General features: G+C 35.3%; 21 protein-coding genes, 1 pseudogene and 4 other annotated features (1 of these 26 cut by a window edge). Of the genes and pseudogenes, 18 read left to right on the top strand and 4 right to left on the bottom strand.

Annotated elements, in window-relative coordinates:
• Positions 1 to 70: a binding site (T-box leader), on the top strand (it extends 247 nt beyond the left edge of the window).
• A gap of 48 nt (positions 71 to 118) precedes the next feature.
• The 6 genes from metG to FG384_RS01390 all read left to right on the top strand — a co-directional run bounded on the left by metG (position 119) and on the right by FG384_RS01390 (position 6,288).
• The gene (metG, locus tag FG384_RS01415) at positions 119 to 1,756 is read left to right on the top strand and encodes a methionine--tRNA ligase (RefSeq protein ID WP_142640766.1); all 1,638 of its coding nucleotides are present in this window, start codon (positions 119 to 121) and stop codon (positions 1,754 to 1,756) included.
• A gap of 89 nt (positions 1,757 to 1,845) precedes the next feature.
• Positions 1,846 to 2,073: a binding site (T-box leader), on the top strand.
• Positions 2,074 to 2,111: 38 nt separating this feature from the next.
• Positions 2,112 to 2,336, top strand: a binding site (T-box leader).
• A gap of 39 nt (positions 2,337 to 2,375) precedes the next feature.
• Positions 2,376 to 2,609: a binding site (T-box leader), on the top strand.
• A 47-nt stretch (positions 2,610 to 2,656) separates the two neighbouring features.
• Positions 2,657 to 3,859 (top strand): threonine--tRNA ligase, encoded by a 1,203-nt coding sequence (gene thrS, locus FG384_RS01410; RefSeq protein ID WP_142640765.1) that lies wholly within the window; start codon positions 2,657 to 2,659, stop codon positions 3,857 to 3,859.
• Between the two features lie 80 nt (positions 3,860 to 3,939).
• On the top strand, positions 3,940 to 4,494 hold the full coding sequence (locus FG384_RS01405; protein ID WP_142640764.1) for a GNAT family N-acetyltransferase: 555 nt from the start codon (positions 3,940 to 3,942) through the stop codon (positions 4,492 to 4,494).
• 12 nt (positions 4,495 to 4,506) lie between these two features.
• Entirely contained in the window at positions 4,507 to 5,304 is a 798-nt protein-coding gene (locus tag FG384_RS01400; protein WP_142640763.1) for a nucleotidyltransferase domain-containing protein, read from the top strand.
• Positions 5,305 to 5,307: 3 nt separating this feature from the next.
• Positions 5,308 to 5,814 (top strand): GNAT family N-acetyltransferase, encoded by a 507-nt coding sequence (locus FG384_RS01395; RefSeq protein WP_142640762.1) that lies wholly within the window; start codon positions 5,308 to 5,310, stop codon positions 5,812 to 5,814.
• A 69-nt stretch (positions 5,815 to 5,883) separates the two neighbouring features.
• The gene (locus FG384_RS01390; RefSeq protein ID WP_142640761.1) at positions 5,884 to 6,288 is read left to right on the top strand and encodes a hypothetical protein; all 405 of its coding nucleotides are present in this window, start codon (positions 5,884 to 5,886) and stop codon (positions 6,286 to 6,288) included.
• A gap of 23 nt (positions 6,289 to 6,311) precedes the next feature.
• On the opposite strand, the gene FG384_RS01385 is transcribed toward FG384_RS01390, so the two are convergent.
• Positions 6,312 to 6,788: a VanZ family protein gene (locus tag FG384_RS01385; RefSeq protein ID WP_142640760.1), complete on the bottom strand. Its 477-nt coding sequence runs from the start codon at positions 6,786 to 6,788 to the stop codon at positions 6,312 to 6,314.
• A 235-nt stretch (positions 6,789 to 7,023) separates the two neighbouring features.
• On the opposite strand from FG384_RS01385, the pseudogene FG384_RS01380 reads away from it, so the two are divergent.
• Positions 7,024 to 7,415 (top strand): annotated as a pseudogene (locus tag FG384_RS01380) (VOC family protein).
• Between the two features lie 134 nt (positions 7,416 to 7,549).
• Here the strand turns inward: FG384_RS01380 and FG384_RS01375 are convergent.
• Both FG384_RS01375 and FG384_RS01370 read right to left on the bottom strand, forming a co-directional pair.
• A complete protein-coding gene (locus FG384_RS01375; RefSeq protein WP_142640759.1) occupies positions 7,550 to 8,413 on the bottom strand; it encodes an AraC family transcriptional regulator in 864 nt (287 codons plus the stop codon).
• Positions 8,414 to 8,488: 75 nt separating this feature from the next.
• Positions 8,489 to 8,878, bottom strand: coding sequence for an NUDIX hydrolase (locus FG384_RS01370; RefSeq protein WP_142640758.1), 390 nt, complete (start codon positions 8,876 to 8,878; stop codon positions 8,489 to 8,491).
• 116 nt (positions 8,879 to 8,994) lie between these two features.
• Here FG384_RS01370 and lepB point away from each other — a divergent pair, with 116 nt between their 5' ends.
• From lepB to FG384_RS01325, 9 genes are all read left to right on the top strand, one after another.
• On the top strand, positions 8,995 to 9,540 hold the full coding sequence (gene lepB, locus FG384_RS01365) for a signal peptidase I (RefSeq protein ID WP_142640757.1): 546 nt from the start codon (positions 8,995 to 8,997) through the stop codon (positions 9,538 to 9,540).
• Positions 9,541 to 9,638: 98 nt separating this feature from the next.
• The gene (locus FG384_RS01360; protein ID WP_142640756.1) at positions 9,639 to 9,851 is read left to right on the top strand and encodes a helix-turn-helix transcriptional regulator; all 213 of its coding nucleotides are present in this window, start codon (positions 9,639 to 9,641) and stop codon (positions 9,849 to 9,851) included.
• On the top strand, positions 9,848 to 10,255 hold the full coding sequence (locus tag FG384_RS01355) for a hypothetical protein (RefSeq protein WP_142640755.1): 408 nt from the start codon (positions 9,848 to 9,850) through the stop codon (positions 10,253 to 10,255). The genes FG384_RS01360 and FG384_RS01355 overlap by 4 nt, the downstream gene beginning before the upstream one ends.
• 24 nt (positions 10,256 to 10,279) lie before the next feature.
• A complete protein-coding gene (locus FG384_RS01350) occupies positions 10,280 to 10,735 on the top strand; it encodes a GNAT family N-acetyltransferase (RefSeq protein WP_142640754.1) in 456 nt (151 codons plus the stop codon).
• A 16-nt stretch (positions 10,736 to 10,751) separates the two neighbouring features.
• Positions 10,752 to 11,225 (top strand): low molecular weight protein-tyrosine-phosphatase, encoded by a 474-nt coding sequence (locus FG384_RS01345; protein ID WP_142640753.1) that lies wholly within the window; start codon positions 10,752 to 10,754, stop codon positions 11,223 to 11,225.
• A 943-nt stretch (positions 11,226 to 12,168) separates the two neighbouring features.
• Positions 12,169 to 13,764 (top strand): DUF2339 domain-containing protein, encoded by a 1,596-nt coding sequence (locus FG384_RS01340; protein WP_142640752.1) that lies wholly within the window; start codon positions 12,169 to 12,171, stop codon positions 13,762 to 13,764.
• Positions 13,765 to 13,823: 59 nt separating this feature from the next.
• On the top strand, positions 13,824 to 14,261 hold the full coding sequence (locus FG384_RS01335; RefSeq protein ID WP_142640751.1) for a MarR family winged helix-turn-helix transcriptional regulator: 438 nt from the start codon (positions 13,824 to 13,826) through the stop codon (positions 14,259 to 14,261).
• A gap of 399 nt (positions 14,262 to 14,660) precedes the next feature.
• Entirely contained in the window at positions 14,661 to 16,373 is a 1,713-nt protein-coding gene (locus tag FG384_RS01330; protein WP_142640750.1) for a methyl-accepting chemotaxis protein, read from the top strand.
• A 75-nt stretch (positions 16,374 to 16,448) separates the two neighbouring features.
• Entirely contained in the window at positions 16,449 to 16,883 is a 435-nt protein-coding gene (locus FG384_RS01325) for a GNAT family N-acetyltransferase (protein ID WP_142640749.1), read from the top strand.
• 33 nt (positions 16,884 to 16,916) lie between these two features.
• Here FG384_RS01325 and FG384_RS01320 read toward each other — a convergent pair whose 3' ends face one another.
• A complete protein-coding gene (locus tag FG384_RS01320; RefSeq protein ID WP_142640748.1) occupies positions 16,917 to 17,576 on the bottom strand; it encodes a TetR/AcrR family transcriptional regulator in 660 nt (219 codons plus the stop codon).
• 154 nt (positions 17,577 to 17,730) lie between these two features.
• On the opposite strand from FG384_RS01320, the gene FG384_RS01315 reads away from it, so the two are divergent.
• Together FG384_RS01315 and FG384_RS01310 are read left to right on the top strand one after the other, a co-directional pair.
• On the top strand, positions 17,731 to 19,275 hold the full coding sequence (locus FG384_RS01315; RefSeq protein WP_240793313.1) for a BCCT family transporter: 1,545 nt from the start codon (positions 17,731 to 17,733) through the stop codon (positions 19,273 to 19,275).
• Positions 19,275 to 21,320, top strand: a complete 2,046-nt coding sequence (locus FG384_RS01310; RefSeq protein WP_142640747.1) for a CocE/NonD family hydrolase — start codon at positions 19,275 to 19,277, stop codon at positions 21,318 to 21,320. Before FG384_RS01315 ends, FG384_RS01310 begins: the two co-directional genes overlap by 1 nt.
• Positions 21,321 to 21,346: the final 26 nt, after the last annotated feature.

Genomic DNA, 21,346 nt, shown 5'->3' with positions numbered 1-21,346 from the left:
CTCACTAAGGTAAGCAACGAGAGTTGCTTATAAATTTAGGTGGTACCACGAGCATAACCTCGTCCTTTTTTAGGACGGGGTTTTTTGTTTTTTTTTATTAAAAAAGGAGGATGTCAAAATGAGTATTTTTATTGGAGGAGCTTGGCCATACGCAAATGGATCACTGCACTTAGGGCATATTGCAGCATTATTACCTGGTGATATATTAGCAAGATACTATCGTTTAAAAGGAGAGAAGGTATTATACGTTTCTGGAAGTGATTGCAATGGAACGCCTATTTCCATAAGAGCAAATCAAGAAGGTGTGAGGACAAAAGAAATCGCAGATCGTTATCACGAAGAATTTCTAGACAGTTTTAGAAAATTAGGATTCACATATGATTTATATACAAGAACGGATGAAAAATTTCATCACGAGGTTGTACAAAAAATCTTCTTAACATTATTAGATAACGGTCATATTTATAAAAAAGAAATAAATCAAACATATTGTGAATATGATAAGCAGTTTCTTCCCGATCGATATGTAGAAGGGATATGTCCTAATTGTTCTCATCCTTCTAGAGGAGATCAGTGTGATAACTGCTCAACCATTCTAGATCCATTAGACCTAATAGACCCGAAGTGCAAAATTTGTGGAAATGAACCAACAGTGAGAAAGACAGAGCATTTTTATTTCGCTTTAAGTAAATTTCAAGAAGAAATGGAATCTTATATACACAAAGCAAGAGCAGAAGACAATTGGAGAGAAAATGCACTGAACTTATCAGAAAGATATCTTCAAGAAGGACTCCTTGATCGAGCGGTTTCAAGGGATTTGCCAAATGGCGTTAGTGTACCTGTGAAAGGCTATGAAGATAAAAAAATTTATGTATGGATTGAGGCTGTATCTGGTTACTATTCCGCAAGTAAAGAATGGGCTTCTCTTCATCAGTCGAATGATAAAGAGTTTTGGGATGAAAACACTACTTCGTACTATGTACATGGTAAAGACAATATCCCATTTCATTCAATTATCTGGCCTGCAATATTATTAGGGATAAATAATCAAACATTACCTACCCATATTGTCTCAAATGAATATTTAACGTTAGAGAAAAAGAAACTTTCTACGAGCAAGAATTGGGCAGTATGGGTTCCCTATATTTTAGAGAAGTATCACCCAGATTCTATCAGATATTTTTTAACAACCAATGCTCCTGAAAACCGTGATACAGATTTTTCTTGGAGAGAATTCATTTTAAGTCACAATTCAGAACTGCTTGGAGCATACGGGAATTTTATTAATCGTACGTTAAAATTTATAGAAAAATCGTATGGCAACACCATATCAAGTGGTGTAATAAATGAAGCAATAAAGTACAAAATTCAAAACTTGTATGAGACAGTTGGAGGTTTGATAGAATCTGGTAGCTTTAAACAAGCGATTGACGAGATTTTTGAGTTCATACGATCTGCAAATAAATATTTTGATTCGGAGCAGCCGTGGAAACAATTTAATGAAAACAAAGATTCGTGTGATAATACGCTTCTAACTTGTGTATTTATCATTGTAAATGTCTCACAAGTATTAGAACCGTTTCTTCCTTTCTCTAGTGCAAAGGTTAAAGACATGTTGAATCTCGGGGAGTACAATTGGGAAGTCATTCAGAAAACTGACTACACATTGAAATTCGTTCATCCTTTATTTGAACGAGTAGATACGAAGCTGATTGAAGAAGAAATTCAATACTTGGAGAGTCAAGTACGGGAATAGATAAATAGAAAAGGATTAGAAATTGTATTAAAGAAGTGTTGACTATTTAGAATTTGTTGAATATACTATAAAAAATATTTATAAAGAGTAATCAAGCGAAGAAAAGGACATGAATCACTTTTAATTTTCTTATCAGAGAACAGGGTCGTTGGCTGAGAGCCCTGAAGAAAAAAGAATGATTTACCACCTTGGAGCTATTATGGGGAAAAGCGATGCTGAGTATCTGTAATCGGGAAAACCGTTATCTTTTTAAGAGAGTGACACGTTTATTTGTGTTGCAAAATTAGGGTGGAACCACGACCACACTCGTCCCTTACCAGGGATGGGTGTGGTTTTTTGTATTTAAAATTAAATGAATTAAGCAAAGAAAAGGACACGAATCTTCGTTATTTTCTTATCAGAGAACAGGGTCATTGGCTGAGAGCCCTGAAGAAAAAAGAATGATTTACCACCTTCGAGCTATTATGGGGAAAAGCGAAGCTGAGTATCTGTAATCGGGAAAACCGTTATCTTTTTAAGAGAGTAGCACGTTTTTGTGTTGCAAAATTAGGGTGGAACCACGACCACACTCGTCCCTTGTATGGGATGAGTGTGGTCTTTTGTATTTTATAACTGAATAAATGAAGCGAGGAAGAGGACACGAGTCATCATTTATAATTTTCTTATCAGAGAACAGGGTCATTGGCTGAGAGCCCTGAAGAAAAAAGGATGATTTACCACCTTGAAGCTATTATGGGGAAAGGCAAAGCTGGAGTAACCATAATCGGGAAGACCGTTATCGATTTTTGAGAGCAATACATATTTTTTTGTGTTGCAAAATTAGGGTGGAACCACGACCACACTCGTCCCTTGTATGGGATGAGTGTGGTCTTTTTTAATACAAATTTAGGAGGAATTAAAATGTCAGCAAAAGCAGAAGAAAGAGTTAGTCATCAGAAGTTAGGTCAGCAATTAGAGTTATTTATGTCCAGTGAAGAAGCACCGGGAATGCCGTTTTATTTGCCAAAAGGTATGGTGTTACGAAATGAGCTTGAAAATCTTTGGAGAATAAAGCATCAGCGAGCAGGATATCAGGAAATAAAAACTCCAATAATGATGAAGCAAGAGCTTTGGGAGCAGTCAGGTCATTGGGATCATTACCATGAAAATATGTATTTCTCAAATGTCGATGAACAAAAATATGCGATTAAACCAATGAGTTGCCCAGGTGCATTACTCATTTTCAACAGTAAGAGAAGGAGTTATAGAGAGCTGCCGATTCGTTATGGAGAGCTTGGCTTAGTTCATCGACATGAGTTATCAGGTTCGTTAAATGGACTTTTACGAGTTCGAGCTTTTACACAAGATGATGCGCACCTTTTCGTACGTGAAGACCAAATAGAAAGTGAAGTAGACAAAGTACTCGATTTGGTGGATGAATTTTATTCGGAGTTTGGTTTTAGTTATAAAATAGAGCTTTCTACTCGACCAGAAGATTTTATGGGGTCAGTTGAAGTTTGGGACCAAGCAGAGCAAGCACTTGAATCGGTACTAAAGAAAAAACAATTAGATTATCAAGTAAATGAAGGAGATGGAGCATTTTATGGTCCGAAAATTGATTTTCACATTTTAGATTCACTAGGACGTAGCTGGCAATGCGGAACTGTACAACTCGATTTCCAAATGCCAGAAAAGTTTAACTGTCAGTACATTGATGAAGAAAATAATTTGCGTCAACCAATTATGATTCATCGTGCCATTTATGGCTCTATTGAGCGTTTCATGGCAATTCTTTTAGAATATTTCCAAGGGAATTTTCCACTTTGGTTAGCCCCTGTTCAAATAAAGATTTTACCTATAGCAGATGCACATGTTTCGTATGCAGAAGAAATGAAGCAACAACTTGAAAAAGAAGGTTACCGCGTGGAAATCGATGATCGAGTGGAGAAAATCGGCTTAAAAATTCGAGAATCCGCTATGCAAAAACATCCGTATATGCTGATTGTTGGAGATCAAGAAATAGAGAACGATGTAGTAAACGTAAGAAAACATAAACTAGGAAGCATAGGTGAAATGAAGTTGGGTGAATTGATAGGACATTTAAAAGCGGAAAAAAGGAATTAATTGAAAGAATTGCTCTGCTATTGTTCTTAGAAAAGGATTTTTCACTTTCCTTCACGAATAAAACCTTAGAGGGGGATTTCATGAATATATTAAATAACTTTCCACGATTAGAAACAGAAAGGTTTAAATTGCGCCGAATAGAAGTGAAAGATGCAGTTGAAATATTTAACTACTTTTCACGAGATGAAGTGACAAAATACTATGATTTGGATACGTTTATGAACATTACAGAAGCCATCCAATTAATAGAAAACTGGGAGAAACGATTTGTTAATAACGAGGGTATTCGCTGGGGTATCGCCACAAAAGCAGATAATAGAATAATCGGAAGTTGTGGTTTTCATAATTGGCAAAAAGAACATTTCAAAGCGGAAGTAGGGTTTGAAGTGACTCCAGAGTTTTGGCAGCAGGGGGTCATGACAGAAGTATTAAAGTATGTATTGCAATACGGCTTTGAAGAAATGGAACTCTACCGAATCGAAGCCCTTTATGATCCTGAAAACACTGCTTCTAAAAAGACGCTCGAAAAAGCTGGATTTATTTATGAAGGTACTTTACGGAAATCATCCTTTGAAAAAGGAAGCTTTTGTGATGCAGCGATATGTTCCATTTTGAAAGAGGAATATAACAAATAAGGAGCTATCATTTTGATTAACCAATTACCAATAAGTGTTCAAAACTTTATGCAAAATTATCTAAATGCTCTTAATAAAAACTTGCCTTCGAATTTAATCGAAGGCGTATACATATACGGTTCAATAGCTTTAGGAGCTTTTAATGAAGCAAAGAGCGATATCGATTTTATTGTATCATTAAAACGATCAGCAAATGCTAAAGAATTGGAATTCATTACAAATGTCCATTCACAAATGAACAATACGGAATATGGAAAAAGAATGGACGGGGTATACGTACGGGCTAGCTTAGTGGGCAAAACAAATGAAGAATTGTCGACCTATCTATTTTGCGCAGAAGGAACAGTAAGTTTAGGTCATTGGGATCTTAATCACATTACTTGGTGGATTTTAAAAGAGGATGGGATTACTTTGCAAGGTACACCAATAGCTGAATTGGCTATTCCTACTGAATGGATAGATGTACTAAATACGTTGAAATATAATATGAACCAATATTGGTTCAATAAGACCAAAAATGCTGATGAATTTTTGGCTGATGAGATGGTTGAATTCACGACTACTACAATTTGCAGAATCATATGCTCTTTAGAACAGCGAGATATTATATCGAAAGATAAAGCAGTTAACGAGTGTCTAAAGACTTTACCGGAAAGATGGAGCCTATTATTAAAAGAAGGTGCTCGAATCCGTAATGATATTAGTGCGGAATCGTTTTATAAAAGCAACGTGAAAAGAGCGGAAGAGTGCCGAGAATTTATTTTATATGCACATAAGTTATGTAATGAAAAATTTTTTAACGAGGAGTAAGCAATGAAGATAAAATTATTAACACCAGCAGATGCTAGTGCATACTGGGAATTAAGATTAGAAGCTTTACAACAAAGCCCTGAAGCATTCGGTACAAGCTACGAAGAAGCTATAAAAAGACCAAATCCGATTGAACAAGTGGAAAATATTCTTGCAACAGAAGGGAATTATACTTTTGGAGCATTCTATGAGAATAAGCTTGTTGGAATGGTTACGCTAGTGCAAGAAAGATCTCTTAAAATGAAACATCGAGCGAATATATTTGCAATGTATGTAAGCCCTCAGGTGCGAGGTCAAGGAGTAGGTAAAGGACTACTTATGAAAGCGATAAATAAAGCAAAAACGATTGATGAAATTGAAAAGGTGAATTTGTCTGTTGTATCGACCAATGAAAAAGCGAAAAAACTTTATATTCACCTAGGGTTCAAAGTGTTCGGAGTAGAAGAATATGCACTTAAGGTGAACCAACAATATTACGCCGAAGATCATATGTCACTTCTATTAAAATAGACCTGTGTATTAAAAGGAATTGTTAAAGCGCCGAAGTTACTATCGAATCATGCGAAGGAGGAAGATATTTTGGAAAAGGAAAAGTTAGCTGAAAGTTCAAATGACGATGGTAAGCAATCCATTTACCATTCACCTATTCGATCTGTATTCAATAAATTCTCTCATAGCAAGGACGCCTCATTAGTTTATGGTGAACCTATTGATCTTGATAGTAAACGAGTACTTCCAGTTGCTAAAGTTAATTATTATGTTGGCGGTAGTGGGGGGTATTCTGCTAAAAATGAAAATGAGTTAGCTGTTCAGGGTGAGGGGGCAGGAGGCTTTTTTTCTATTAAGCTGGTAGGAGTGTTTGAAATCACACCTAAAAAAGTTAAATTTAAACCTATTATTAATATTTATTTTATTCTAACGGTTTGTAGTGTTGTTACGCATGGACTTGGCTTTCTACTGAAGAAATCTCGCAAATTAAATTAACAGAAAGAAAATCTGCTAAAGGATTATTCGTTAGCGGATTTTCTTTGTTTTATTACCAGTTGAATACATGTCCATAATAAAAGTGCCGTAAACGCACCAGCAGTATCAAGCATCACATCTTGAGCGGAAGCCGTGCGTCCACTTGTTAATGATTGATGGAATTCATCCGCTATTGCAAAGAGCATCGTGAGGACACCTGCTGTAAATATACGGTATTTAAATCTAGGTAATGCAGCATAAATGGCAAGAGCAATTACCCCAAAATAAAAGAAATGTGTCCCTTTCCGAATTAAGAACTCTATAAAACGATAGTAGCCTCGTTCATCTATAGACACCATTATGCCCCAGTAAGGGATTTGGAGTTTGGAAAGTAAAGATTCGAATGGCTTATTCGGTAACCACTTTTCCAGTATTGGGAGAAGTGATTGTTGTTCAGATGTTTGTCCGGATGAAACAAATACAATAATAAGTAGAAATAAAAGAGGGACAATTTTTTTCATATTAAAAATACCCGTACGTTAATTTATAGATAAATTTGATTAACGCTTCTTGTTCGATTAGTTGTTTACAGCTTTCACTTTTTAAGCTGTTTTACCCGTTTGGTTTTATTTTATTGTAAGAAGAAGATTTCGTCTAAGAAGATGCTTTACTCATTAATTATGTTAAAATGAAATCAAAAATCATGTGCATACATACTTAGTTGATAAAAATACAATATAAAGGGGCTTATTCGACATGACTAAAGTTACACCATTTTTAATGTTTCAAGGAAAAGCAGAAGAAGCAATCAACTTCTATACAATGATTTTCAAAGATTCTAAAATAATTCATCTTGATCGTTACGGTGTAGGTGGTCCTGGAAAAGAAGGAGAAGTGTCACGAGCTAAATTTTCCCATTAACGGCCAAGAATTTTTATGTACGGATAGTACTGTTCAACATACTTTTACTTTTACGCCATCGATTTCATTATTTGTTGAATGTGATTCAGAAGAGGAAATTGATCAAGTTTGCTAAACTTGCAGAAGAGGGACAACCTTTAATGCCGATAGACAACTATCCGTTTAGTAAAAAGTTTGGATGGGTACAAGACAAGTTTGGTGTTTCGTGGCAATTGAATTTTAGTTAATTAAACCACAATCGGATAGTAGATTGTGATAATCGGATGATAGCACTGAATAATCGGATAATAAATAGTAAATATCGGATAATACCTCTACATTAGAACCCGAGAAGCAATTTATATGCTCCTCGGATTTCATTTTACTTAATAGGAATCCATATTTCCGAATAATAATCTTCATTATTCGGATTTTCATTGGAATACACTTCTAATTCTGGTGTGCCCGCTGGTACATAAGGATTAGATGGAAACCATTCTGAATATATTTGTTTCCAAGTATTTTGCATTGCATGTGGCATCGGACCGTGAACTTCAAATATCACCCATTTCGAAGCAGGAATTTCCAGCGCTAATAGATTTTCAGGAATGTCTCCTATATGTGCAGAGCCTATCCAATAGTCCATTAAGCCACTATCTTTCTGGCTTTCATCTACAACACAAACTCCTAACACACCCTCGATTTCTCCATTGTTTAATTGAAAGAGTACATCATCTGTGCCGTTTGTGTTCACTTCGTCCCAAAATAGCGGGATACCTTTCAAATTTTCACCCGTTTTACAATTATACGTTCTTTTCATACCTACAACTTGGAAACTTTCTTTCTCTACAATTTTATACTTCATCGGTTCGGCTCCTTTCAATCTAACCTGGATCACCAGGCGATTGTATGATTGTATATTACCTAATTTCTTTCGAGCGTCGCTTGGCGTCACACCATGCTGCTTGCGAAAGGCTTTCGTAAAAGCTTCGGGAGTGTCATAGCCATATTTGTAGGAGAGGTCGATAATCTTGTTATCAGTATTTATTAAATCTTGTGCAGCTAAAGTTAATCTTCTACGACGAATATAATCTGCAATTGACATATCCGTTAAAATTGAAAAAGTACGTTGGAAATGAAATGTAGATGCATGTGCTTCTTTTGCTATCTGATCAATCGAAAGATTTTCTAGCAAATTTGTTTCCATATAATCAATTGCTCTCTGTATCGACTCTACCCAACCCATTATGCTCACTCCTTGTATGTATCATAATTTATATTTTTCATGTAATCCTGTCTTGCTGTGCTCACCTTGGACTGTTTAAAGAGAAAGGAGGATATCTACGATTTCTTTAGGTCTCACTTCTATTAAAGGTAGATGATCTATTTCAATCCACATAGGCTCATAGGTCCCTCGTTTAACAGAAGTATGATTATACTCTTCACCTGTACCTGACCCAAATGTACCACTCACAATATTCGCGAGGAAAAAATATTGAGTACCATTGAGTTCTAGCTTTTTAAGAAGTCGTTGAATCTGCACATTTACCCCAAGTTCTTCATAGGTTTCTCGAATTGCAGCTTCTTCTGGAGTTTCCCCGCTTTCAATGCCTCCGCCTGGAAATACAAAATAAGTTCTATAAGGTTTAGTTCGTTTAATTAAAGCGATACGACCATTTTCAATAATTACTGTAGCCCCTCTGTTTCTAATACGGATTCACCTTCCCATTTGTGTAATAGTAGACAGAACATTCTTACTCATACTATGATTATTATATAACAACTAAATGGATTCAATATATTAATAAAATGAAAAGGAGTGCTTAAATGAAAGAAAATAATAAAAAAGAACTCGTATCTTGGATTAAAACAATTATTTTTGCATTCATCCTTGTTTTCGTATGTCGACAGTTTTTGTTTTCACCAATAACCGTAAAGGGAGAGTCAATGTCTCCGACTTTTGAAGACAATAACAAAGTAGTAATTAGTAAAACAAGCACAATTGGTCGATTTGATATTATCGTTTTCAAATCTCCGGATAAGAAAGACAACTATATAAAAAGAGTGATTGGTCTGCCAGGAGATCAAATTGAAGTGAAAGATGATGTTCTCTATATAAATGGAAAGTTGTATGAAGAACCTTATTTACAAATGAAGAAAAAAGATTTATTATTCGGGCAGTTAACAGAAGACTTCTCATTGGAACAGATTACAGGTAAAACTAAAGTCCCTAAAGGTTATTATTTTGTCATGGGAGACAACCGATTGCAAAGTTATGACAGTAGAATTTTTGGATTCATCTCTGAAGAGGCATTATTAGGAGAAGTAAAATTTCGATTATTTCCTTTAATTAATGAAAAAACTCATAAATAAACAAAGACCTTAATGTAAAGATATCTTTACATTAAGGTCTTTTTAGTATAGCATCAATGTAAAGATATCTTTACATATGCATCAGGGGGACGTAGTTAATGACAAAGGTGATTAATCATATTAAGGAAATCCGTTTGAAAAGAGGAATCACCCAAATACAGATGGCGGAGGATTTGCAAATAACGAGGCAAACAATAACGGCAATTGAAAATAATAAATACAATCCTAGTTTAGAGCTTGCTCTAAAGCTTATTCAATATTTGGGTGTTCCTATCGAAGAATTGTTCTACTTAGAGGAGGATGAAGTATGAAGAAACGAACTGAAATAATTATTTATGCAGTTGTTGTAGGGTCAATAATAATTGGTGGCTTACTTGGTATATATATCATTGGAAGTGAAGATGGAACCTATAACTTTGAGTTGTTCTTGCCGATAGTAATAGGGGCTTTAGGAGGATTTATGGTTTTCCTATTCCTTTCAAAATGGCGTCAAAAACGTAATGGTAATGTCCCAGAAGTAGATGAACGTACTATAACATTGATGAAAAAGTATTTTTCTATTTCCCTGTACATAGTATTGTTTGGTAGTGGTGCACTCCTTTTAGTTCTATTTGCAATGGGTGTAGAGTCAATCGAAACAGGAATGCTAATTGTGTATATGATGATAATATATTTTTTTGTTGGTATAGGAGCATTTGTGACAAAGCAATTATAAAATGATATTTTAGGGGGATATAAAATGGAGATTATAGAGATTCAACAAAGACCAGAGTTATTTGATGAAGCAGTTAAAGTATTTTGGGAACAATGGGGTAGTGAAAGTAACTTCAAATTTTATGAGGATTGCATTCGCCATTCTGGAAATACGAGTGATTCCATTCCAAGTTTTTATATTGCATTAGAAAATGAGAAAATTATTGGGACATACGCATTACTTCGAAATGATATTAATAGTCGTCAAGATTTGTTTCCATGGTTAGGATGTTTATACGTAGATCCGGCATATAGAGGCAATTCTATTGGTGAACAGCTCTTACAACATGGATTACAAATGATTTCTCAACTTGGTTATGAAAAACTGTATTTATCAAGTGATTTAGAAGGATATTATGAGAAATATGGTTGGACTAATACGTGTTTAACTTACGGACCTTCTGGGGGGGCAATCAAGGTATACGAAAAATCAGCAAAGTAAGAAAGGATGTTATAGGATGATTCATGTGTTATTTGTTTGTCTAGGAAATATATGCCGTTCTCCTATGGCAGAGGCAGTTTTTAGACATTTAGTAGAAAATGAAAAATTAAGCAATCAAATTAATATAGACTCTGCTGCAACAAGTTCTTGGCATATTGGAGATCCACCGCATAGAGGCACGGTTGCAAAGCTAAAGGAATACAAAATTTCTTCAGAAGGTCTTGCTGGACGTCAGTTGCAAAAAGAGGACTTTGAGAAATTTGATTATATTGTTGGTATGGATACAAGCAATGTGAGTAATATTAGACAAATGCTTGGTCAGCCGGATCATCCGAAAATTTTACGTTTTTTAGACTTATCTGATCATCGAAAAGACGTGCCAGACCCTTATTACACAGGAGATTTCCAAGAAACGTATGATCTTGTGCTAGAGGGCTGTTATGCACTTTTAGAAAAAGCAAAGCTAGAACATAAAGAGCTATCCAGTTGATAGCTCATCAGATTGAAGATATTGCGGGAATGTTGGACATGTCGCTTAGCGGCTCTGGAGGAAAAAGCCGCGAGACTCCTGCGGAAAAACGGAGCGTCAAGGCACCAGCACGAGCGAAGCGAGGACACTGAAAAGTCGCTATAACCCAACTTTGCCACATGGGGTTGTCCAATAAATCAATTAATAAGAAAATCGTTGAAATAGCTCCCTTTCCGCGGGCGTTGCCTCAGCCTCCTCGCTTTGCTCCGGGGTCTTCGACTAACGCTATTCCCGCAGGAGTGTCGCCTTTTTCAACGATTTTCTAGAAATGAAAAATGCATTTATTCTAAAAATAGACAGTTTGTCAGTGCCCTCTGTGAAGCGAGGAGGTGACTTGACGATTCGCCCGCGGAAAGCGAGTGACTTTTTCTGGAATCAATAAGGTTTCATTCTATATGTAAAAGGACGTAACCACTCTATTTAATCACGTTCATTTTGGTTGGTTCTGGCCATCTTGGATAGCAAATCCTTGAATCTATACGTAGGAAAAAGCCGCGAGACTCCTGCGGGAAAGCGAGACAGACGAGACCCCGCACGAAGCGAAGCGTAGGAGGAGGCTCGTCGCTCGCCCGCGGAAAGCGAATGCCAAAGCGCTAAATTCTCTTAGGACTATTTGATAGATAATTTATATGAATGACACTTTTTCAGTGCCTCGAAGCGAGGAGGAGACTTGGCGATTCGTCCGCGGAAAGCGAGTGGCTTTTTCCGGACTCAATTAGTCTTCGTTCTATTTTATAAGGAAAAAATGTAGGCAAACCGATTTTATCGAGTCTGTTTACCTTCTGAAAGAGCTATTCAGGTGATAGCTCTTTTTCTATTTCAATTGGTAAAAGCCAAAGTTTAAAGGATAATTACAATATATGTCTAATACTATGAATAGTGGAAACAGAAAGGGAGGGCTAAAATGGCGGAGAATCAATCTTTAGAAAAGCGAGTGGAATATTTGGAAAAGCGCGTTCGCTTTTTAGAAGAAGCGTTACAAGTGAAAGCTTCAATTGTTCCGTCTCAAGAAACTATCATACATAATAAACAACACGATAAAAAATCAATTGAATGGGATGTTCTTATCTTTCAGAAAATCCTCCCACCTTTATTTATAATTGTTTTTATTGTCGGTATTGTTTGGGCATTCAAGGCTGTCTCAGACTACGGTATTTTAAATGAACAAGTAAAAGTTGTACTTGGATATGTGGTTGCAGGTGCATTAATTGGTCTAGGTGCATGGCAAATAAAACAAAGTCGAAATGTTTTAGGGCAAATGCTTTTAGGTGGAGCTATCCCAATTTTAATGTTGACTACTTTTGCTATGCATCAACTTTATAATATAACTGGGCCTGTCCTATCATTTGTATTAAATGTCATTTGGATTTCATTAGGATTGTTTTTAACATATAAGTACAAATCACAAGGTATTGGTATCGTTTCCACAGTAGGTGGAGTTTTTGTGCCATTTTTAATAAAAAGTACTTTTACAAACATTCCTGTGTTTTCTTTCTATGAAGCAATACTATTCACACTTTTTTTGTGGATTGCACTCCGGTATAAATATAAAATTTTATTCTATGTTTCTGTCGCTTTTTTACAAATAGCGTTATTAGTATTCTTTATTTTTACGAATGTACCGGAAGGATTAAAATGGATTGCTGTTTTACCGATATTTGTACAACATAGTGTATTATTGATTTGTTTTTTGAAGACAAAGCACATGTTAAAAGACCAGGCATATATGCTTTTTTCCATTATGCTTTTCACTACAATGTGGATTCGAATTATTTTGACTGAAAATGAAGCATCAATTACAGTAGCAGTCATTGCACTTGTTTATGGAATTTGCCTGTACATGTATCAAAAGGATTTGATACGTACACCTATTTTTATAGCAAATGGAACAATAGCTTTGCTGAATTTTATGCAGCTTCTTATAGATAATTTATTGATAGAAGGCATAATTGGATTGAGTGTCATTTACTTTCTTGTATATAGGAAGTTCAACCATATCTTACACTCAATTCTTAGTGGGATTACCTACATCATCGCAGTATTTTATGTATTCTTCCAACCAATTAATAATTGGATTTCGTGGGGGATGCTGCATTGGATTATATTTATTATAGCAACGAGCTACGGAATTTACTTGCTAGCGACAATGGACAAACAACAAAAACACATCGTTTTAAATATTGGTGTAACATATGTTGGAGGTTTACTTTTATACTTTTTCCATATGATTGCTGTTCTATTTTCAGGAGAAATAGGAAGTAATATGGAACGAGTTTTTACTAGCACACTATGGATTACTGTATCAATTCTATTGATGTTATTAAGTCGCCGCTTTTCATTGCAGCAAGGGAAATACGTAGGTGTAGGTATTCTATTTTTTACATTAGCGAAAATTATTTTATTTGATATTTCATTTGTGTCTGTTGCAGTTAAAGCACTTTTATTCATTGTTCTAGGAGTAGTTGGGTTACTTGTATCCCGCGCTTATTATAAAAAGTAAACTCTATGATAAAAGCTAAAATAGATAATGGAGCAATTGGAATTATGGAGGTAATACATATGAAACCAGATATTTTTAAAGTGATAAGAACGATGGAGTTATTTTCAAACGAAGCAATTATTAGATGGACAAAAGCATTTGATCGGAACATTGGACTGTCTCCTATTCTCGTATTAGTGGAATTAAGAAAAAAAGGGCCTCAAAAACAAACTGTATTAGCTACCTCGTTGGGGTACACTCCTGGTGCAATAACAAATACATCTACTAAGCTAGTGAAAGAACAGTATGCAGAGCGACTATACAATGAAGAAGACCGCCGCAATGTATTACTGAAAATCACCCCAAAAGGAGAGGCGTTACTTGAAGAAGCTAGAGAAGTAGGAGAAGCATTATACTTAGAATTATTTAGTGTACTAGATGATGAAGAATTGAATCAATTGCTCTACTTATATGAAAAAATGGTGAAAAATTTAGAGCTGGAAGAGAGCAAAAGCTAGAGTTATATCCTTGGGGAAAAGAAGTACTAAGAGTGATGTATCTATAGAGGTTGTTTAGTCCTGCAAAGATAAAAAAAATCTTAAAATTTACAAAAAAAACATAAATGAAAGTCGATATATTTTAACTATTATATAGATCTAAATACACTCACTAAATGAAAATAAAGTAATTTAAAACCCACTCATTGGTATAATATACATTTTTTTGACTTAAATATGTTATTTTTTACAATAAAAAAGTGTTTATTTACTAATAAGGCTATGTTTTAATATTAATAAATAGTGAGGTGAAATATGGTTCAAAATGGAAGATAAATGTGTCTTTTAATCCTTTTTGCCTAATAATTCTCTTCAGTATTTGACAAAAATAATAGTTTCTATGAACGGGAGAAAAGTAAAATGAGATTTTTAAAAAATTTAAAGATTAAACAAAAATTGTTAATCTTAATTGCAATTAGTATGCTATCCTCAGCATGTATAGGTATCATAGGACTTATAGATCTTGGGAAAATGGAAAAAAATTCAATAAAGGTATTTAACGAGATATTAAAACCAACACAATGGCTTGGTGATGTACGATTTCAACTCGCAATTATTGATAATAGCTTATTGAGTTTAACTTTAACTGAAGATGTAAGTGAGAATGCGCGATTGAAAGAAGATATAGATGCTTCTACTAAAATTATAATTGCAAAAATAAATGAGTACAGAGAACTGGAGTTACTTGATCGTGAGAAGGAAACTTTAGCTGAATATGATCGAATGCTACCTGAATTTAAAGAACCAAGAGAAAGGATGATTGCATATGCTGAGAAAAATGAGAATACAAAAGCATATGAGGTTTATATAAATGAATTAAAACAACAGAGAGAATCATTAGACGAACTGTTGTTAATTTTGCAACAATCCAATATCGAATATGCACAAGAAGTTAATCAACAAAACCAGAAAGATATTGATAACGCAACAATTATATTAGTTGTCATATTTGCTATTAGTATCGTTGTTACATTATTTATCAGTTTTGTTATTCTGAAAATGATTGTTAGTCCAACAAATGAACTTAAAGAACTTCTTTCTAAAGCGGAGGAGGGAGACTTTACTGTTCAAGGTAGCTATCAATCAAAGGATGAACTTGGAGCTTTAACAGCATCATTTAACAAAATGATTAGTGGAGTTAGAGGAATTATTCAAACAGTTGCAGATACATCACAGCAGGTAGCGGCAGCGTCTGAGGAGCTTACTGCTAGTGCAGAGCAAACTGCAGCTGCAACGAATCATGTTGCTTCTGCTATAGAAGAAATTGCAACAGGAGCAGAGCATTCTACTACTAAAATAGAAAAAAATTCGAATGAGATGCAAGATGTTTTAAAAGGTATTAACGAAATAGCTGATGGTTCTGCCCAAGTTTCAGAGGTAGCTAGAGAAACTTCTAAAGAAGCAGAAGAAGGAAATAAAATAGTTGAAAATAACTTACATCAAATGAGCAATATTCATGCTTCTGTCCAAAAGTCTCATGAAGTTATTTCTTCTCTTTCCCAGCGTTCAAATGAAGTAGGGCAAATATTAGATGTAATTAATGATATTGCAGCCCAAACAAATCTATTGGCACTTAATGCAGCAATTGAAGCTGCACGTGCAGGAGAGCATGGGAAAGGTTTTGCTGTTGTTGCGGACGAAGTAAGAAAACTTGCTGAGCAATCTCTCTCTTCTACAAAATTAATAGCAGAAATTATTACTAGTATTCAAAATGATTCAAACCAATCCGTGAAATACATGGGTGAAGTAATGACAAACGCAAAAGTAGGTATGGAAATTACGACAGAAACAGCAGACAAGTTTGTACAAATTCTCGAAAAAACTAGAAGTATTACACCTCAAATTGAAGGAATTACGTCTACCGTTCAAGATATAGTACAGAGTATCGAAACTGTCTCTGGTGTTGCAGAAGAGCTTGCTGCATTTGCACAAGAAAATGCTTCAAGTTCAGAAGAGGTTGCTGCGTCAACTGAACAGCAATTAGCCTCTATGGAAGAGATTAATAGTTCCTCTAAATCATTAGCTAAGATGGCTGAACAATTAAATGAAATGGTTAGTAAATTTAAAATCTAAAGCAGATTTGAACGGGATAAGGCAATTTTTCTATTTCCTTCTGGTCTACTATAAAAAGCAAAGGAGGCGGATAGTATGGAATACGAATACTTTCAAGAAATACCAAATCCTGTTGTAATGGCTTCTGTTTTGAAACTGCACAAACATGTTTTTGATGGGGCAGAGTTAGAATTAAAGAAGTTAGAAGAGAAGAAAAATATACTAATTCTTGTAGCAAAAGACGCCGATCAAGTAGTTGGCTTTAAGATTGGTTGTGAAATCGATAATCAGAAATTTTACAGTTGGTTAGGTGGAGTACATTCTGATTATCGAGGAAAAGGGATTGCATCCCATCTTATGCGACAACAACACGACCTTGTAAAATCACTCGGATATACTAAAATACGGACTATTTCTCGAAATAAGAGACGTGAAATGTTATTACTAAATATTAAGTTTGGTTTCAATGTGATAGAAACTTTTACGAGTGAAAAAGGGACACATAAAATTGTTTTAGAAAAGGAATTATAACCTAAAAGGAGTACTCCATCAGGAATGCTCCTTTTACTTTTCTTCAACTATTGATTTTATTATTTTCTTAACATACTTCATCGTTCTTTCATGTGCTTCTTCAGGTGAATAAAATGCTCGGTTATTTAACAAATTAGAGAACATCCCTTGCCATACTAGATTAGTGAGTTCATTGAGCTCTTCTGCTTTTTCTTCGCTTAAAATTCCAGCTGCAACAATTCCGCTTAGAGCAAAACGTCCTCGGGATGATATATTGCGATCAAAAAGGAGTGGGTGCAGTTCCTCAGGTATCTCTAATAAGTCGGAGGGATAAAGCTCATAATAACGATCAAGTAAATTTTCAGGATGATCCCCTAAATCCATTAGAAATACTGCATTAAAAATCTCAGGATTATTAAATGAGTATTCACTATAACATTCCCAAGCAACGATATACTTCTGAATTGGATCTTCTTCCTTCTTCATTTCCTTTGTTACCTTTTCTAAATATGGTCTCAAAAACTTGAAAGATGCAAAAAAGAGTAGATGAGAGAATTCTCCAAAATAGTTATATAAAGTAGCACTATTATACCCAGCCTTTTCTGCAACATTTCGTATAGTGACCTGTTGGAATCCCTCCGTTTTTATTAATTCTTCCGTCGCATCTATAAAATAAGTCCACATTCTCCTGCGTTTTATTTCTTTCTTATTCATTCAACAAATCACACCTGTCTATCTAGTAAAATAAATTTTCTGAAAATATATTGCTACATACTATTGTACCATGTTAAAATAATCGAGTAATAAAAATAATCATGATTATAAAATAATCGTGGTTAATTATACCATAAATGAAGGGGTAATTTATATGGAAAAGGGAATGGGAAAAGTTAAAATTGATCCACTTGTATTTTGGTCTTCTTTAGTTGTCATAGTTGCGGCAACGTTGTTGTTAGTAATATTTCAGGATTCTGCCGAACCAATTTTAAACACATTAATGACAGATATTACTTATAAGTTAGACTGGGCATTTCAATTTTTAACATTTGGTTTATTTGTCCTGTTAATGTGGTTAGTTTTTAGTAAGTATGGAAACGTAAGATTAGGTGATGAAAAACCTGAATTTTCTACTTTTAGTTGGGGAGCAATGCTCTTCTGTGCAGGTATGGGAACTAGTATTATGTTTTGGTCTATGATGGAACCAATTTACTACTATATGGGACCACCTTTTGGAATTGAGCCTAACTCAAATGAAGCGGCAGGATGGGCTGTTGCATACGGAATGTTCCATTGGGGAATATCTGCATGGTGTTTATATGCAATGCCAACCGTGACAATTGCTTATTCATTTTTCGTGAAAAAGAATCATTCTTTAAAAATCAGTACTGCTTGCAGGGGAATATTGGGAAAACATGCGGATGGGATTGTTGGTCAGATTATTGATATTTTAGTTATTTGGAGCCTAGTAGGAGGTCTTGGTACTTCACTAGGTTTAGGGGTTCCGATGATTTCAGCTGTAATTGGTGAAGTATTTGGTGTTCAGCAATCTATGATGCTAAGTATTATTATCATTGTAATATGGACAATTATTTATTGTGCTAGTGCTTATATGGGTCTATATAAAGGTATTCGTAAACTAAGTGATTGGAATGTATACATGGCTTTAGGACTTGCAATTTTTGTATTAATTGCCGGACCAACATTATTTATCCTATCAAACTTTACAAACAGTTTTGGAATTATGCTTCAAAATTTTGCAATGATGAGTTTTTCAACGGATCCGATAAACAAAGGTGGATTTCCTCAAGGATGGACGGTGTTTTACTGGGCTTGGTTTGCAGCAACTGCACCATTTATGGGATTGTTCGTTGCTCGAATTTCGAGAGGCCGCACGATTCGAGAGTTAATTACACATATTTTACTTTGGGGTTCATTAGGAAGCTGGATTTATTTTGGAATTTTTGGAGGTTACACATTAAATCTACAATTAACTGATACGTTAAATGTTGCAGATGTTTTAAATAATGAAGGGGGTCCAGCTGCAATTGTTGCAGTTCTAAAAACATTACCGCTTAGTAAGCTTGTAATGCCATTCTTTATCGTCTTAGGATTTATCTTCTTAGCAACATCGCTAGATTCTGCGACATATATATTATCTGCTATTGCAACAAAGAAATTGGTTGGAAATCAAGAGCCTGCGCGTTGGCACCGTATGCTTTGGGGTGCAATTTTAGCAGCTTTAGCAATTTCTTTATTGCTAATTGGTGGTTTAAAAGTTATTCAAACATCAGCAGTTATTGTATCCGTACCTGTAATTATTATTTACTTATTACTTGCGACATCACTAATACGATGGTTAAAACAAGATTATCCGGGTGATATTTTAAAACCGTTGAAAGAGGGAGATAAGTAATGGTTTTTAATGTTCGAGAAAGTACAAGATCTATTAAGAGTGATTTTCCGTTTGAAGTGGAGGTAACAGATCATATTTGGATTCCAATGTCAGATGGTACAAGATTATCTGCAAAACTATGGATTCCAAAAGAAGCTTATAATAATCCGGTTCCGGTCATTTTAGAATATATTCCATATCGTAAAAATGAATTTACAGCTTTGCGTGATTCGATTCGACATCCTTATTTTGCAGGTCATGGATATGCTTGTGTGCGGGTAGATATTCGGGGGTGCGGAGATTCAGAAGGAATTCTATACGATGAATATTTAAAGTTAGAGCAAGACGACGCACTAGAAATTTTAGATTGGATAACGAAACAGGAATGGTCAACTGGTTCTGTTGGAATGATCGGAAAGTCTTGGGGTGGTTTTAACGGTCTTCAAGTGGCAGCTAGGCAGCATCCAGCCTTAAAAACAATTATTACGTTATGCTCTACGGATGATCGTTATGCTGATGACGTGCATTACAAAGGTGGTGCGTTACTCGCATCTGATATGTTGTGGTGGGCTTCCACGATGCTTGTATATAATGCACGCCCGGCTGATCCTATGCATGTTGGAGAAAAATGGAGAGAAAATTGGTTAGATCGTTTAAAGAAAACTCCTCCATTTGTTGAGGAATGGATGCGTCATCAACGAAGAGATGAATTTTGGAAACACGGTTCTGTATGTGAGAATTATGATGACATAAAAATCCCTGTATATGCCGTAGGAGGTTGGGCAGACGGATATACTAATGCCATCTTTCGATTAATGAAGAATTTGAAGGGGCCAAAAAAAGGGCTTATTGGTCCTTGGGCACACGAATATCCAGAGGTTGCAGTTCCTGGGCCACAAATTGGCTTTTTGCAAGAATGTATTCGTTGGTGGGATCGATGGTTAAAGGATGAAGATAATGGAATTATGGATGAGCCAATTTTCCGAGCATATATTCAAGATGCAGTTCCTCCCAAAACAGATTACTATACCCGTCCAGGAGAGTGGATTGTAGAAAATAGTTGGCCAACACAAAGTGTAGAAAACATAACCTATTATTTTGGTGGCCAAACGTTAATAGAGCAGCCAAATAATAGTATAGAACAACTGAAGTCTCATCAACAGCATGGGTTATATGCAGGGGTGTTTTGTCCATTTGGGCAAGAAGGAGATATGGCATCCGATCAAAACATAGAAAATGGACTTTCCACTACATTTACTAGTGAAGAGTTAACAGATGAATTCGCTATCTTAGGATTTCCCAAAGTGCAATTGAAGCTTTTATGTGATAAAAAACAAGCAAATATAGCAATTCGACTAAGTGACTTGTCACCAGAAGGTACATCCAAACTAATTACATGGGGTCAATTAAATTTAACTCATCGCAATAGTGACGAGTTCCCTGAGGATGTTCCGGTAAATCAAGAATTTATAGTTTCAATTGAGTTAGATGCAATAGGCTATAAAGTACCTAGTGGGCACAAGCTTCAAGTATCTGTTTCTCCGACGTATTGGCCACATGCATGGCCGTCAGCAGAGGAAGCGATCATTCAAATCATTAAAGATAAAGACTCTAAAATATTACTGCCTGTTTACACAAAATTAGGTGAAGTTCAAGACATTCGACCATTTGAACAGCCTGAAACAGCGGAAGTAATGGATAGAGAGATTTTAAGAGAAGCAGGGCGAACTAGAGAAATAAGACATAATACCATTACAAATGAGTGGATTTTAGATGATTTTTCTGATGAGGGCTGCCGACGCCTTCCTTATAATGGACTCGAATATGGCAGTGAAAATCATAATGTTTATAAAATTATAGAGGGGGACCCTTTATCTGCTTATGTGCAATGTGATTGGAAATTAACGGTTGGAAGAAAAGAATGGCAAACAAGACTAGAATCAACTAGTACTATGAAATCCGATGAAACTAGGTTTTACATTACGAATCATTTAAAAGCTTTTGAGGGAGAAGAAGTTGTATACGATGAACTGAAAACCTTTGAAGTGGAACGTGATTTTGTTTAATTCATTATTAATAGAGAAAGCTGGAA

It is taken from the genome of Psychrobacillus vulpis (assembly GCF_006861825.1).
In the GTDB taxonomy this organism is placed as follows: Bacteria; Bacillota; Bacilli; order Bacillales_A; family Planococcaceae; genus Psychrobacillus; species Psychrobacillus vulpis.
The sequence above is the reverse complement of the archived record's forward strand: the minus strand, read 5'-3'. Positions and strand labels throughout refer to the sequence as shown.